This window comes from Hoeflea sp. EC-HK425 (genome assembly GCF_902498795.1).
Taxonomy (GTDB): Bacteria; Pseudomonadota; Alphaproteobacteria; order Rhizobiales; family Rhizobiaceae; genus Hoeflea; species Hoeflea alexandrii.
In genome coordinates, this window is sequence record NZ_LR701572.1 from 2,261,579 (window position 1) to 2,274,940 (window position 13,362).

General features: G+C 63.1%; 15 protein-coding genes. 9 read left to right on the top strand and 6 right to left on the bottom strand.

The window, feature by feature from the left end:
- Positions 1–109 precede the first annotated feature (109 nt).
- The 3 genes from SPHINGO391_RS13705 to SPHINGO391_RS13715 all read left to right on the top strand — a co-directional run bounded on the left by SPHINGO391_RS13705 (position 110) and on the right by SPHINGO391_RS13715 (position 3,601).
- Entirely contained in the window at positions 110–2,317 is a 2,208-nt protein-coding gene (locus tag SPHINGO391_RS13705) for a PBP1A family penicillin-binding protein (RefSeq protein ID WP_244615189.1), read from the top strand.
- 149 nt (positions 2,318–2,466) lie between these two features.
- Complete coding sequence (locus SPHINGO391_RS13710; RefSeq protein WP_152009350.1) at positions 2,467–3,054, top strand: DUF1214 domain-containing protein; 588 nt, start codon at positions 2,467–2,469, stop codon at positions 3,052–3,054.
- Positions 3,047–3,601: a DUF1254 domain-containing protein gene (locus SPHINGO391_RS13715; protein ID WP_152009351.1), complete on the top strand. Its 555-nt coding sequence runs from the start codon at positions 3,047–3,049 to the stop codon at positions 3,599–3,601. The genes SPHINGO391_RS13710 and SPHINGO391_RS13715 overlap by 8 nt, the downstream gene beginning before the upstream one ends.
- Positions 3,602–3,692: 91 nt before the next feature.
- Here the strand turns inward: SPHINGO391_RS13715 and SPHINGO391_RS13720 are convergent, their stop codons facing one another.
- A complete protein-coding gene (locus SPHINGO391_RS13720; protein ID WP_152009352.1) occupies positions 3,693–4,289 on the bottom strand; it encodes a TetR/AcrR family transcriptional regulator in 597 nt (198 codons plus the stop codon).
- A gap of 87 nt (positions 4,290–4,376) precedes the next feature.
- Here SPHINGO391_RS13720 and SPHINGO391_RS13725 point away from each other — a divergent pair, with 87 nt between their 5' ends.
- From SPHINGO391_RS13725 to SPHINGO391_RS13740, 4 genes are all read left to right on the top strand, one after another.
- A complete protein-coding gene (locus SPHINGO391_RS13725; RefSeq protein WP_152009353.1) occupies positions 4,377–4,766 on the top strand; it encodes a hypothetical protein in 390 nt (129 codons plus the stop codon).
- The gene (locus tag SPHINGO391_RS13730) at positions 4,763–5,251 is read left to right on the top strand and encodes an anthrone oxygenase family protein (RefSeq protein WP_152009354.1); all 489 of its coding nucleotides are present in this window, start codon (positions 4,763–4,765) and stop codon (positions 5,249–5,251) included. The genes SPHINGO391_RS13725 and SPHINGO391_RS13730 overlap by 4 nt, the downstream gene beginning before the upstream one ends.
- A gap of 104 nt (positions 5,252–5,355) precedes the next feature.
- A complete protein-coding gene (locus tag SPHINGO391_RS13735) occupies positions 5,356–6,630 on the top strand; it encodes an FAD-dependent oxidoreductase (protein ID WP_152009355.1) in 1,275 nt (424 codons plus the stop codon).
- 150 nt (positions 6,631–6,780) lie between these two features.
- Entirely contained in the window at positions 6,781–7,392 is a 612-nt protein-coding gene (locus SPHINGO391_RS13740; RefSeq protein WP_152009356.1) for a LysE family translocator, read from the top strand.
- A gap of 125 nt (positions 7,393–7,517) precedes the next feature.
- On the opposite strand, the gene SPHINGO391_RS13745 is transcribed toward SPHINGO391_RS13740, so the two are convergent.
- The gene (locus tag SPHINGO391_RS13745; RefSeq protein WP_152009357.1) at positions 7,518–7,751 is read right to left on the bottom strand and encodes a hypothetical protein; all 234 of its coding nucleotides are present in this window, start codon (positions 7,749–7,751) and stop codon (positions 7,518–7,520) included.
- 149 nt (positions 7,752–7,900) lie between these two features.
- Here SPHINGO391_RS13745 and SPHINGO391_RS13750 point away from each other — a divergent pair, with 149 nt between their 5' ends.
- A complete protein-coding gene (locus SPHINGO391_RS13750) occupies positions 7,901–9,058 on the top strand; it encodes a hypothetical protein (protein ID WP_152009358.1) in 1,158 nt (385 codons plus the stop codon).
- A 124-nt stretch (positions 9,059–9,182) separates the two neighbouring features.
- Here SPHINGO391_RS13750 and SPHINGO391_RS13755 read toward each other — a convergent pair whose 3' ends face one another.
- The 4 genes from SPHINGO391_RS13755 to SPHINGO391_RS13770 form a co-directional block, all read right to left on the bottom strand.
- Positions 9,183–9,965 carry an MOSC domain-containing protein gene (locus tag SPHINGO391_RS13755; protein WP_152009359.1) on the bottom strand — a complete coding sequence of 261 codons (783 nt, stop codon included), beginning with the start codon at positions 9,963–9,965 and terminating at the stop codon, positions 9,183–9,185.
- An 18-nt stretch (positions 9,966–9,983) separates the two neighbouring features.
- Positions 9,984–10,241 carry a hypothetical protein gene (locus SPHINGO391_RS13760; protein ID WP_152009360.1) on the bottom strand — a complete coding sequence of 86 codons (258 nt, stop codon included), beginning with the start codon at positions 10,239–10,241 and terminating at the stop codon, positions 9,984–9,986.
- Positions 10,242–10,325: 84 nt separating this feature from the next.
- Positions 10,326–11,192, bottom strand: coding sequence for an NAD(P)H-binding protein (locus SPHINGO391_RS13765; RefSeq protein WP_152009361.1), 867 nt, complete (start codon positions 11,190–11,192; stop codon positions 10,326–10,328).
- A 5-nt stretch (positions 11,193–11,197) separates the two neighbouring features.
- On the bottom strand, positions 11,198–12,214 hold the full coding sequence (locus SPHINGO391_RS13770; RefSeq protein ID WP_152009362.1) for a nitronate monooxygenase: 1,017 nt from the start codon (positions 12,212–12,214) through the stop codon (positions 11,198–11,200).
- A 128-nt stretch (positions 12,215–12,342) separates the two neighbouring features.
- Between SPHINGO391_RS13770 and SPHINGO391_RS13775 the strand changes: the two genes are divergently transcribed.
- Entirely contained in the window at positions 12,343–13,284 is a 942-nt protein-coding gene (locus SPHINGO391_RS13775; RefSeq protein ID WP_152009363.1) for a helix-turn-helix domain-containing protein, read from the top strand.
- Positions 13,285–13,362: the final 78 nt, after the last annotated feature.

A 13,362-nucleotide genomic window follows, 5' to 3' on the forward strand; every position in this document is an offset into this window, starting at 1 on the left:
CTTTGACTGAAAATGCGCCAAAAGCATAGCTCACAGGGGGCAAAAACTGTGGTGACATCCTGCACCGCGGCAAAAGCAACGCGCGACGATGCTGGTCGCCAAGCCCGCAATGGACCCAAGACCCGTGCAAGACCCGTTCAATCAGGAAAACCGGCCCCGCAAGCGCTCCAACATCCTTCTGCGCATCGACTCCTGGATCGATTCCACCATCTGGAATGCCGGTTTCAGGGTCGGCGAGATCTGGGAGGAGATCACGATCTTCTTCCGCCGCTTCCGCACCCGCGGGGTCTGGAAGGCGGTGTTCGAGGTCGCCGGCGAGGGCATGAACGCCGGTACCGCGGGCTTCGTGCTGCTGCTGGCGCTGGCGCTGCCGGCGTTTGAGGAAACCGCCGGCAACTGGCAGGCGCGTGACGATTTCGCCGTCACCTTCCTCGACCGCTATGGCAACGAGATCGGCCATCGCGGCATCATTCACGAGGATTCGGCGCCTGTCGACCAGCTGCCCGATCACTTCATCAAGGCGGTGCTGGCCACCGAGGACCGGCGCTTCTTCGATCATTTCGGCATCGATTTCCTGGGCCTCGCCCGCGCCATGACCGAAAACGTCAAGGCCAACTCGGTGGTCCAGGGCGGATCCACCATCACCCAGCAGCTGGCCAAGAACCTGTTTCTGACAAACGAGCGGACCATCGAGCGCAAGGTCAAGGAAGCATTCCTGGCCTTCTGGCTCGAGGCCAACCTGTCGAAGAAGGAAATCCTCAGGCTCTATCTCGACCGCGCCTATATGGGCGGCGGCACCTTTGGAGCAGCGGCGGCGGCGCAGTTCTACTTCGGCAAGGACATCACCGAGGTCTCGATCGCGGAAGCGGCGATGCTGGCCGGCCTGTTCAAGGCCCCTGCCCGCTACGCGCCGCACATCAACCTGCCGGCGGCGCGGGCCCGCGCCAACGAGGTGCTGTCCAATCTGGTACAGGGTGACCTGATGACCGAGGGCCAGGTGATCGGCGCGCGACGCAACCCGGCCAGCGTCATCGACCGCGGCGACCGGGATGCACCCGATTATTTCCTCGACTGGGCCTTTGACGAGGTCAAGCGCATCGCCGGTGGATTTGCCCAGCATTCGCTGATCGTGCGTACCACGCTCGACCCGGGCATGCAGGAAGCCGCCGATGCCGCCGTCGAGACAACGCTGCGCCAGTATGGCGAGCGCTACCGGGCGAGCCAGGCAGCCCTGGTGCTGATCGAGAACGGCGGCGCCGTGCGCGCCATGGTCGGCGGAAGGGACTATGGCGAGAGCCAGTTCAACCGCGCCTCGCGCGCGCTCCGCCAGCCGGGATCCTCGTTCAAGATCTACACCTATTCGCTGGCGATGGAAAAAGGCATGACGCCGGACAGCCCGATCGTCGACGCGCCGATCCGCTGGGGCAACTGGGCGCCGGGCAACTATTCCGGCGGCTATTCCGGCCGCGTCGACATCAAGACCGCTCTGGCCCGGTCGATCAACACCATTCCGGTGCGGCTCGCCAAGGAGCGGCTCGGCGAGGATGCGATCGGCCAGATCATGGAGATGACAAAGAAGTTCGGCGTCGAAACACCGATCCGGCGCGATGTCACCATTCCGATCGGCACCTCGGAAGTCACCGTGCTCGACCAGGCCACGGCCTATGCCGTGTTTCCCGCCGGCGGCTACCAGTCGCGCCGTCATGGCATTGCGCAGATCATGAACTACAATGGCGATGTGCTTTATGATTTCAGCCGCGACGAACCGGCGCCCGAGCGTGTGCTGACCGAAACCGCCGCCGCTTACATGAACCAGATGCTGACACGGGTGCCCTATGTCGGCACGGCACGGCGCGCCGCCGTCGACGGCGTGCTGACCGCGGGCAAGACCGGCACCACGCAGGCCTACCGCGACGCGTGGTTCTGCGGTTACACCGGAAACTTTGCGGCCGCGGTCTGGTTCGGCAATGACGACTATACGTCCTCCAACCGGATGACCGGCGGCTCCCTGCCGGCGATGACCTTCAAGCGGGTGATGGATTACGCCCACCAGGGTATCGAACTCCGGGCCATACCCGGCGTCGACAATCCCCTGCCGGAGCCGCGGGCGACCCCGCTGGTGGCCAGCGCCTCAACCGACGCGGACGGCAATGCGCTGCCGCAAAGGCAGCGGACCCGGTCCCTGAACCGGGAGACCACGGATGTGCTGCGCGGACTGATGGACAAGCTCAACAGTGCCAAGCCGCTGGGCGAGGCCGAAAGGCTTGCCGCGGTCGAAGCCAGCCTTCAGCCCGGCGTGGCCACCGCCGAGCAATGAAGACCCCAGTGATGACCGGCAATGGTGCATATCCCTATCTTTTCAAAGGGGATGGCTGGTACTTGGCGCGGGATTGTGCTTTTTCGACACGCGCGGCGCTGTTTGCGCGCCTGATCTGACGCCCGGTTTGACGAAGGAAACCCCGCCACGTGTTTCGCCTGCCTGCCCTGGTTGCTCTGACACTGGCGATCGCGTTTGCCGGTGGCGCATGGTCGGCGTCGTGGATGCTGACCGCGACATCCGGCTTCGGTGCGATCCGGCTCGGTTCATGGAGCGCCTATCCCGACCTGCAGACCGCAAGCGCCGATCCCTTCGCAAAGGCGCACCGCGCCGGGGACGGGCGCATTCTGCTCGGCCGTGCCGAAGGGCTGGTGTTCACCGCACGAAGCGACGAGACCGGAGCGGCGCTTTCGGGGCAGTGCAGCTACGAGATCTCCGGGTCGACGCCGCCGTCAAGGTTCTGGACGCTGCGGGTGGCCGAGGCGGGCGGCGAGCCGCTTGACGCGCCGGAGCGGGTTCCGGTCAGCCTCAATTCCTGGACAACGTTGCGCAACATCGACGGCACCTTCCGCATCCGGCTCAGTGCCGCGCCACAGGCCGGAAACTGGATCTGGTTGGATGCGCCCGACACTGTCAGCTTCGTGCTGACGCTGATCGACACGCCGACCGCCGCCTCGGTCAGCATGGTCGAACTCGACATGCCGAAAATCGAAAAGATCGGGTGCCGCGATGCGTAGTGCCCTGCTGGCCATCGCGATCGGTCTGGTCGGCGCGGCGTTCATTCACATCGTCATCATCCTGGCGCTGCCGATGTGGACCGGCAAGGACGCCTGGACCCGGGTCGAGGCGCTGGGGGCGGAAAACCGGTTCTACTCGCTCGCCAACGAGCCCAACATAACAAGGCTCTACAACGAGGATCCCCATATCCGCAGCGCCGTGTGCCATTTCGACATCTCCAACGGCCCGGTGCGGGTCCTGGCTTCCGGCGATGTGCCGATCTGGACGGTTTCGGCCTATGACACGGCTTCGGATGAAACCTATTCGATGAATGACCGCTCGGCGATCGGGACCGGGGTCAACATCGCTTTCGTCACTCCGGCGCAGATGCTGCAATTGCGGCGGTTCATGCCGCGCGCGCTCGAGCGCGCGGTGCTGGTGGAATTGAGCCAGCCGCAGGGCTATGTGGTCTTGCGCGCGATCGCCCCGACGCCGAGCCAGAGGCCGGCGGCACGGGCATTCCTGGCGGAAGCGAGCTGCACCGGCATTACCATCGACCCGGCCTGAGAGGACCTCTGCCGCCCGCGGCACGGCCTTGCGCCGAAGGTGGCTCAAAGCTCCCATGCCAATGCGGAAATGACCGCCCCACAGCTTTTGCCTAAGCGACAAGCCGGAGGAAGCGCTCGTAGGCCTGGGCGGCGCGGGAATTGATCGCATCTTCGTCGAGCGGAGGCTCGCGGCCGATGACGCGGCGGATCTGCAGATCGCCCACCAGCAGGTTGAGATAGAGGCCGACGGCCGCGCCGGTGTCGTCGAACCTGAGCGCGCCGTCCTTTCGGGCACGTTCCATCACCGCACCGATCAGCGGGCCGACGGTTTCCCTGCCCCGCTCGGAGATGACTGCACCGAGTTCACCGGTCGGATCAGCGGCGGCGGCGCGGTTGAGCTGGATGGCGCGGGGGCTGACGAGCAGGGCCAGCAGCCGCGGGCCCAGCGCCTGCAGGATCTCCAACGGGCTGGCGTCGCTGTCCAGCCCCTCCTGCAACAATGTCCTGACCTTTTCGGCATTGCGCACGACCAGCGCCTTGAACAGGCCGGTCTTGTCGCCATACCAGTTGTACAAGGTCTCATTGGAGGCGCGCGCCGCCCGGGCGATCGCCAGCATCGATGTTCCGGCATAGCCCTTGGCTTCAAGCACCGCATAGGCCGCCTCCTCGATCTTCTCCTGGCGGGCGGCCTTGTTTTCATCACGCATCAGCAGTCTCCACTGGTTGACACAAAACGTAATTCAAATTACGGATATCTGCAACCGTACACTTAATTACGTTTATGGAGACACCCCATGCCCCATCCCAACCAGACCTCCACCGCCGCGCTTGCGGTCCTGATCATCCTTCAGGCCGTCATGCTTGGCGCACTCTATGCCGGCATTCCGCCGCATCCGCCGGCCGCAACACCGTTGTTCGGCATCGCGCCACTGCTCGGCGCGTCCATGGCCGCGGCCATGGCTGCCATCCTGCTGGGAAGCGGAGTGACAAGGCCCGGCCGGATCCTGGGACTGCTCGCCGCGCTGCTGGCGCTGATCTCCTTCGGCCCGCAGAAATACTTCGATGCCCAGTTCGGGCTGATCTGGCCTGCGGTGATCTCCGGTCAGCTGGCCTGTCTGACGCTGCTGTGGACCGCGTTCCTGGGCACCCGCACGGCAACCGTGGCTCAGGAGGAACAGGCATGATTTCGACGCGGCTCGCCCCCCTCCTCTCGCTCCTGCTCAGTGCCGCGATCTTCGGCTTCTTCTATGCCTGGGTCTGCTCCACCATGTGGGGGCTTGATGCCGCCGATCCGGCGGTCGCCATCCAGGCCATGCAGGCAATGAACGCCTCGGTACGCAACGCGGTGTTCTTTCCCGCCTTCTTTCTCACCCCGGTGGTGCTGGCGCTGACCTCGGGCCTGCTGTTTCGAGACCATCAGCGCGGTGCTGCCACCTGCTTCGGCCTTGCGGCGGGCGTGTATCTGCTGGGTGGCTTCGGCGTGACCGTCCTGTTCAATGTGCCGATGAACGAGGCGCTTGCAGCCGTCATCGTGCCGGAAGCAACAGAAACCGCCAACAGGATCTGGCAGGATTACTCCGGACGCTGGCAGTTCTTGAACCAGATCAGAACCGTGGCGAGCGGCCTTGCGGTGCTGCTTGCCGGAGCCGGGCTGCTTCGCATCCGCTGACCCTTGCGCGCCATTGACAACAATCAATGCGGTTTGCCGCGCAGCCACGTATATAAGAGAAAACATATATACGTGGCTGATCCGGGCCAAGGGAGACCAAGCACATGACAAAAGCTGATATTGTTGTCCTCGGCGCCGGTCTTGGCGGCATCTCCATGGTCTTCGACTTGAAGGCCGAGCTTGGAAAGAGCCACCGGATCACTCTCGTCAACAAGACCGAGAGTTTCCAGTTCACCCCCTCCAACCCGTGGGTCGGAGTCGGCTGGCGGGAAAAGGGCGACATCACGATCGAGCTGGCGCCGCTGATGAAAAAGCACGGCATCGATTTCATCCAGGCTTCGGCCAAGAAGCTGCACCCCGAGGACAACCGGATCGAGATGGAGGACGGCAGTTCGGTCGGTTACGACTACCTGGTGATCGCCACCGGTCCGGAACTGGCCTTCGACGAGGTCGAGGGACTCGGTCCCGACGGCCACACCCAGTCGGTCTGCACCGTCGATCACGCCACCCGCGCCAATGTCGCCTTCGAAGCCTTCTGTGCCGATCCCGGCCCGATCATCGTCGGCGCGGCCCAGGGCGCGTCGTGTTACGGCCCGGCCTATGAATACGCCATGATCCTCGACAAGGAACTGCGCAACCGCAAGATCCGCGACCGGGTGCCAATGATTTTCGTCACCGCCGAACCCTATGTCGGCCATCTCGGCCTTGGCGGTGTCGGCGACACCAAGGGCATGCTCGAGCACGAGATGCGCCAGCGCAGCGTGCGCTGGATCACCAATGCCAAGGTGGAAAAGGTCGAGGCCGGCACCATGACGGTATCCGAACTCAATGACGACGGGACCGAGAAGACCAAGCACGCGCTCGATTTCAAGTATTCGATGATGCTGCCGGCCTTCCGCGGCATCGGCGCGGTGCGTGACATCGAGGGGCTGGTCAATCCGCGTGGCTTCATCATTGTCGACAAGCACCAGCGCAACCCGAAATATCCCAACATTTTCGGCATCGGCGTGGCAATCGCCATTGCGCCCTTGGAAAAGACCCCGGTGCCCACCGGCGTGCCGAAGACCGGCTACATGATCGAGAGCATGGTTCTGGCAACGGCCAGGAACATCAAGGCGCTGCTCGAGGGACGCGAGGCACGCGACGAGGCCACATGGAACGCCTTCTGCCTGGCCGATTTCGGCGACCGTGGCGTGGCCTTCCTGGCACAGCCGCAGAACCCGCCGCGCAACGTCAACTGGGCGTCCGAAGGCATGTGGGTGCACCTGGCCAAGGTGGCGTTTGAGAAATATTTCCTGCGCAAGGTCCGCAAGGGCATCACCGAGACCTATTACGAAAGCGCGATCATGAAGATGCTGGCGATGCACAAGCTGAAGTAGCTGCGCCCAACCGGCAGCTGATGGCCATCCACACTGCGGTTGAGCGAGTTCCGTGGACTGGCATCGAGCCATGCGGCAAGCAAGGGCAGGCATTCCAGGCTTGATGTCGCCGAGTGAATGGCAATAATCATCCCCGGAAAAGAGGGCTTTATGGAACTGCCGGCCTTGTTCATCTTCGCAGGCGCGCTTCTGGTCGCGGCCGGTTCACCGGGGCCGAGCATTGCCGCGCTCGTGGCCCGGGTAATTTCACGCGGGGCCGGAGATGTGCTGCCCTTTCTGGCCGCGATGTGGATCGGTGAAGCGGTCTGGCTGACGCTTGCCGTGTTCGGCCTCGCCTCATTGGCACAGAGTTTTCACCTCCTGTTCGTCGCCATCAAATGGCTGGGGGTAGCTTATCTGCTCTATCTGGCCTGGAAAATGTGGATCGCGCCAGTGGCCGTGGGAGAGGAAGCCATGCCGGAACGCGGTTCGGCCCTGCGATTGTTTGCGACCGGTCTGGCGGTGACGCTGGGCAATCCGAAGATCATGATGTTCTACATGGCGCTGCTGCCCTCGATCATCGACCTGACGCGGCTGACGCTGACTGGGTGGGGCGAACTGGTGGCAACCATGCTGGCGGTGCTGGTGGCAATCGATCTTGCCTGGGTGGCGCTTGCCGCACGCGCCCGGACGCTTCTCAGGAGCCCGAGGGCGATGCGTCTGACCAACCGCCTCAGCGCTGGATTGATGACCGGTGCAGCAGCCGGAATCGCGTCAAGATGAGAGGCGTTGCGATTGACCGCGTTGCTGGCTGCAAACTGTAGCCGCTCCCCCCTAAGGGCCGCTCCTCAAGGGAGTGAGGCCGTCTCCTTGGGCGTCTCCCGCCCTGGACCAGAAACAGCCGCTTCTCAACCCGTCTTGCCGCGCCGCCTTTTCTTGCCTGTCGGCTTGTCGGGCGCAGTGTCGTCAAACATCGGTTCGTGACCCGCGGGTGCGGGCAGCGCCGCCATCGCAGACAGCGGTTCGCGGCGCACGCCGGTGAACAACAGAACCTGAGCTATATCCGCGCCCGCTTTACTTGTGGACCGGGCGGGATTTGCCTTGCGGCATCGCGACTGATCGAAGGTCAATATTGTCGTCATTTCTGGACTCCAACTCGGTGGAACAGGAAATACGCTCGACATTCTTCTCCTTGCTAAATTGCATCAAGCCATCACTTGGTTAACAGCTCGCTAACGGTTTAGGTATAAATTGCGGCAAGTGTGTTGTTGCGTTTGAGTAAGGTGTGCCCGTGTCAGACAATTTCCGCGATCTCGAACGACCCGATGGTGTCCGCCGCAAGGATGCGGTGCTGATGGCCGCCATCAGCGGTCTTGAGTGCCTCGACCATCCCTCGCGCCAGGATCTGGCCCGGTTTTCCCGCCTCTTCATGCCGCTCTACCGGGAAGCAGGCCTGGACACCCGCCGCACTGCGTCGGCAACGCTGTCGCGCCTGTCGCGGGTTCCCGAGGACGTGGCGGAGATGCTGATCAACGAGCCGATCGCGATTGCAGCACCCTTCATCGTGCATTACCCACTCCTCAACGAAAACGCCCTGACCCGGGCGGTGATGCGCCATGGCGCGCCGCATGCGCGGGCCGCCGCGCGGCGCTCGGATCTTTCACCCAAAGCCATTGCCAAGTTGCAGGAACTGAAGGATCCGTCGGTGGACGGGCTCCTGGTGCTGCGCGGCCTGATCCCGGATCCGGCTTCTTTAGCAGTGCGCGAGCCGGAGAGCGGTTCGGCTCCCAACACCAGGCCGACGGTCGATGCGCCGCCGCTCGACCCCAGCGAGAAACTCCGGGCGCAGCTCAAGGCCATGGTGGCAGCAGCAAGCCCAACCCCGAAATCGCCGCTGAACCGGCCGACAAGCCCGCGCAAGCCGCTCGCAAGCGATGCGCTGGCGCCCGGCAGAACCAAGCAGGATGCCGCCGTCACATCGGCTGCGGCACGGCGCCGGGTCGGCGATGTGCGGCTGGCGCAGCTCGCCCGTCATGCTGTCACCGATCAGGAGAGCTGGTTCGCCACTTCACTGGCGGACGCCATGGGCGCGAGCTATGCACTTGCCGAGCGCATCATGATGGACCTGTCGGGCCGGCAGCTGGCAACCGCCCTGATCGGTCTGGGTGCGCCCGAGAGCACCATCAAATCGGCACTCGAGAGTTTCTTTCCGCACCTGGCCAAGCCGTCCGTCAAGCATACGCTGGCGACCGACCTGATCGAGGAACTCGACAGCGACAGCTGCGCCGCGCGGCTTCAGGCCTGGCAGCGTGCCGACAGCTACACCAATGGCGCCGCCGCGCATGTGCCGGCGCTCGCCGACGGCAAGCCGGTGCGGCAGGACAGCGACCGGCGGATTTCGCCACGCGACGTGCGTCACCGGGTTTCCACCTCGCGCAAGGCCGGCTGAGACTGGGCGTGCTGAACGTCATGTTGAAAGATTGATTCAGGCAGCTTTCAAAGCGATTCACCAAAATGGATCAACCCATTGATCCTGAATGGTTTCTTACCATGAAAGCCGTTGACGCCGGAGACTAAACGTCAATCAGAACGACCTCGTCCCCGACCGAGATCACGCCGTCGTTGAGCACCTCGGCATAGATCCCCATGTCGAAATGGCCATAGGCTTTCTTCAACAGGTTGGGCAGCTTCATGTCGCGTTCCGCGGTGTCGGGATTGACCTCGGTGGCAAGGCAGCGCTGGGTGCGGTGCAGGATGTTGAAGCTCACCCCCCCCACCCGGAAATGGCGCCCGACGAGATCGAGTTCGCTGAAGGCCGGCCAACCGTCAAAGACGATGTTGCCGCGGAAGCGCCTTGCATCGACCTCGCGCCCGATCTCCTTCTCGAAGGCGCGCACGGAATCGAGATTGATGAACGAGATCGCGTTCATCAAGGTGGTGGAAGCGACCGAGGCATCGGTAAAACGGTGCGGAAACGCAGACGCAAAGAACGGGACTTCCTGCTCTTTCAGGCCGAGCAGCCTGGTGAGAAATTCGCTCGCGCCGTCGGCGCCCTCCTGCGTGTTCATGTCGAACCGCATGTCCGCCGCGTCCTTCGTCCGGATGGTCAGGACGCGGCTCTCGGGATCGAAGCCGGTTTCAAGGCCGGCAAGCCTTGCGTGCTGCAACAGCACGATGAAATTGTGCTTGGGCAGAGGTTTCGGGTCGGCCGGATCGAAGCCGCTGCTGGCCTTGGCAAATCCGAACAGGCGGTCGCCGGGAAAGCCGTCGCCGGTCTTCAGCGGCGCGCTCTGGTGTGCCTGCGGGCTCAATCCCTTGATCGGGAAGCTCGAAAGCGAAACTATCTTACCATTCATCTGTGTCTGTCCTTCAGTTCAATAGGGTTTGTGGGCGCTGCCGGGCACAGGGCCGGCGCCGTCACCGCTCATGCCGCCGACATAGGGGTCAGTGCTTACGATCATCGTCATGCCGTCCTGTATGGCATGATATTCCGTGTTGCTATCCTCCAGCTTCACACCCATGGCCTTGGCGAACCTGACATTCAATCGGGTAACGATGGTGAAGGCTGCTTCTGTTTCGAGCCAGGCAAAGGCTTCGATCACCGCCTGGGTGCCAGGAAATTGAGGATTCACGTCAACAGTGCTCGCAGTCGGGGCCGCGGCAGCGGGCATGGCAAATTGTTACCGCCGGACACACGCCGCAGCAGGGATGTTTCATCATGGCTGAAAGCTTTCAAGGTGCTCCTTCAGGAACGCATGCAGCGTGCGCGGCTCCCTGCCGGTCACATCCGCCACGTCAGTCGTAACCTGCTGCTGCGCGCCGTGTCTGATCGCCACCATCAGGTCGACCAGCAGACTGGTTTTCCAGCGTGGCATGCCGGTCAGAAACGGCATGACCAGCCGGGCCACCGGCACGGGTGGACTCATGTAGCCGATCTTCAATCCGAGCAGCGCGGTGAGCTTTTCGGTGACGTCGGCAAAGCCGTGAGCTTGCGGTCCGGTGAGCGTATAGGTCCTGCCAGTATGGCCCGGTTCGGTCAGGCAGTATGCCGCCACCGCAGCGATGTCGCGGACATCGACCATCGCAGCCCTGCCCTTGCCCATCGGCGCGGTGATCGCCTTCTTCTTTGCGACATCGCCGGCCATCAGGAGCAGTGACTGCTGGAAAAAGGTCGGCCGCAGAATGGTGAAGCCAAGGCCGCTTTGCGCGAGCGCCCGCTCGGCGTTACGATGCTGGATGCCGAAACTGACCGGCGGCTCCAGTCCGGCCGATTGCGCGGACAGCTTGACCACATGCGGGATATCGTTGTCGCGCAGGCAGCTGATCAGCGCGGTTTCCGTGCTGTCCTGATCCCGGGCATCGGACGAAGCCAGGAACACGGCGTCAAATCCGGCGAGGCGGGGGCCGAGCTCATCGAGGTTGCGGATATCGCCGACAACAGGCGTGATCCCGCGCTGGATCAGCCGGCCGGCGGCGGCATCACTGCGGGTGACGCCCGAGACCTCGTGGCCGCGCGCCAGGAGCTCGCCACACAAGGCCGACCCGACCTGACCGGTTGCGGTGAAGACCAGTATCTTCGACATCGAGGTCAAGCCCCGTATTTCGACAGGAGCTTTTTGGCCTCGGTTGCCATGCGCGCAACAACATCTGCAGCTGGCGGCAGATCATGGATCAGGCCAAGGCCCTCACCCGCCAGCATCGGCAACTCGTCGAATGAACCGGTCGCGCCCTGCATCGGCACCATGTTGGTGAAACGATGCAGCGGTACCTGCTGACCCAGGAGATCCATTTCGCCGATCTTGGGGTGGTGCTCGGCGCCAACCGCGATCTGATCGACCCTGTCGCTCCATTCACTGACAAGCGGCGTGCTGAGAACGCGGATCGGATTGAAATCAGGGTGCTCCCTGCCGAAGACATGGGTGAGCTGCGTGCCTGTCGTGTCGCAATCGACAATCCGTTGCTTGTACTCGTCGGCAACGGCGGCTTCCCTCGTGGCTACGAAGCGGGTGCCGATCCAGGCCCCGTCCGCCCCAAGCATCAAGGCCGCGGCAAGACCGCGCCCATCGGCAATGCCGCCGGAGGCAAGCACGAGCGCCTTGTCACCCACCGCATCCACCACCGCGGGTGTGAGCGCGATGGTGCCGGCGGTACCGTAATTGTGGCCACCGGCTTCCGAACCCTGTGCGATCACAAGGTCGATGCCGTCAGCGACCGCAGCGATGGCGGCCTCCACCGAACCGACTTGTTCCCAGACGTCGATGCCTGCTTCATGCATCTGGTCGATCCACGATTTTTGCGGATGGCCCCAGTGAAACGAGACTGCCCTGGGCTTCATCTCGCACATCAGGTCGATATGCGCCTGGGAGGTGAAAATGGTGATGAAGTTGACATGATAGGGCCGCGATGTGCCTGCGTTCATGCCGCCGACAAGCATTTGCACGCCCTCGGGCGGGATGATGCCGACGCCGGCGATGGAGCCCATCCCGCCCGCCTCGCTCACCGCGATTCCCAGCGGCGGCGTCATGCCGGCAAAGGCCATTCCGGCCTGAACGATGGGATAGTAAATGCCGTATTTTTCCGTAAGCCGGGTGCTGATCGATGTCATTGCTGGTCCCTCGAATATTGTTTTTTTCGATGCCGCCAGCGAACGGCATCGGCCCGATGCTGGCAAGAGAGCCACTTGATCGAGAGTGCACTTTGACCTTTACTGCGTGCAGTCCGGAGACGATTTGAATGCATCTGGAGCACCCGCAGCCCGCACATATGCCGCCGAAGGTCTGGTCCACGACAGGCCTCGCGCAGCCGTTCAGCTACTGGCAGGAAACTGTCAGCCAGGCCTACACGGCGCTGTCGCCGGAGCCCGTCGACAGCAACCCATTCCACGGGCAGATCAAGCTGTTCGAGCTTCCCGACAATGCCAGCATCTCCTCGATCAAGGCTGGCGCGCAGGTGGTCCGGCGGACACGGCAGGACATCAAGCTCAGGGGCTGTGAAGCGGTTTTCGTGAATTTCCAGCTGGCCGGGCAAAGCGCGATTTCGCAGCGTGGCATAGAGGCGAAACTCGATGCGGGATCACTGGTACTGCTCGATGCGACCGAGCCGTTCGCGATGAAGTTCAACCGGGACTTCGAGCAGGTCTGCCTGCATCTGCCGAAATCCGTGCTTGAGGAGAACGGCATACGGGTGTCGAATTTCATCGGACGCGCCATCACCCGGCAATCGGGCTTTTCCGCGCCGCTGTTTTCCGCCATCGACAGCCTGACCGGCGGCATGCCGGCGCAGCACGTGCTGCCGGGACTGATGCAGATGCTGTGCTTCGGATTGTCCGATGCCCGAAGGAATACCGTTGCAGATCAACATCTTGTAACGGTCCAAAGCCATATCCGGCAAAGGCTCTCGGAGGCCGGACTGTCGCCTGGTGTGACCGCAAGCCATTTCAGGATCTCGACGCGGCACCTGCACAAACTGTTTGCCCGGGACGGAATGACATTTGGTAAATTCGTGCTCGATGCGCGGCTTGAGGCCTGCCGCAAACGGATCCTCGCCTCGCCCGACGAACCGATCAGCGATATTGCCTTTGCCCACGGCTTCCAGAGCCAGAGCCATTTCTCCCGCGCCTTCCGGCAGAAATTCGGATGTTCGCCGAACCAGCTGCGTAAAGCAGGCCGCAACTGAGTGTCCCGCTTGCAGTGAAGCGGACGGGAAGGTCAACGATCTGGCGGGACCTGGGTAACGCAATGCGCGTAAACGAGG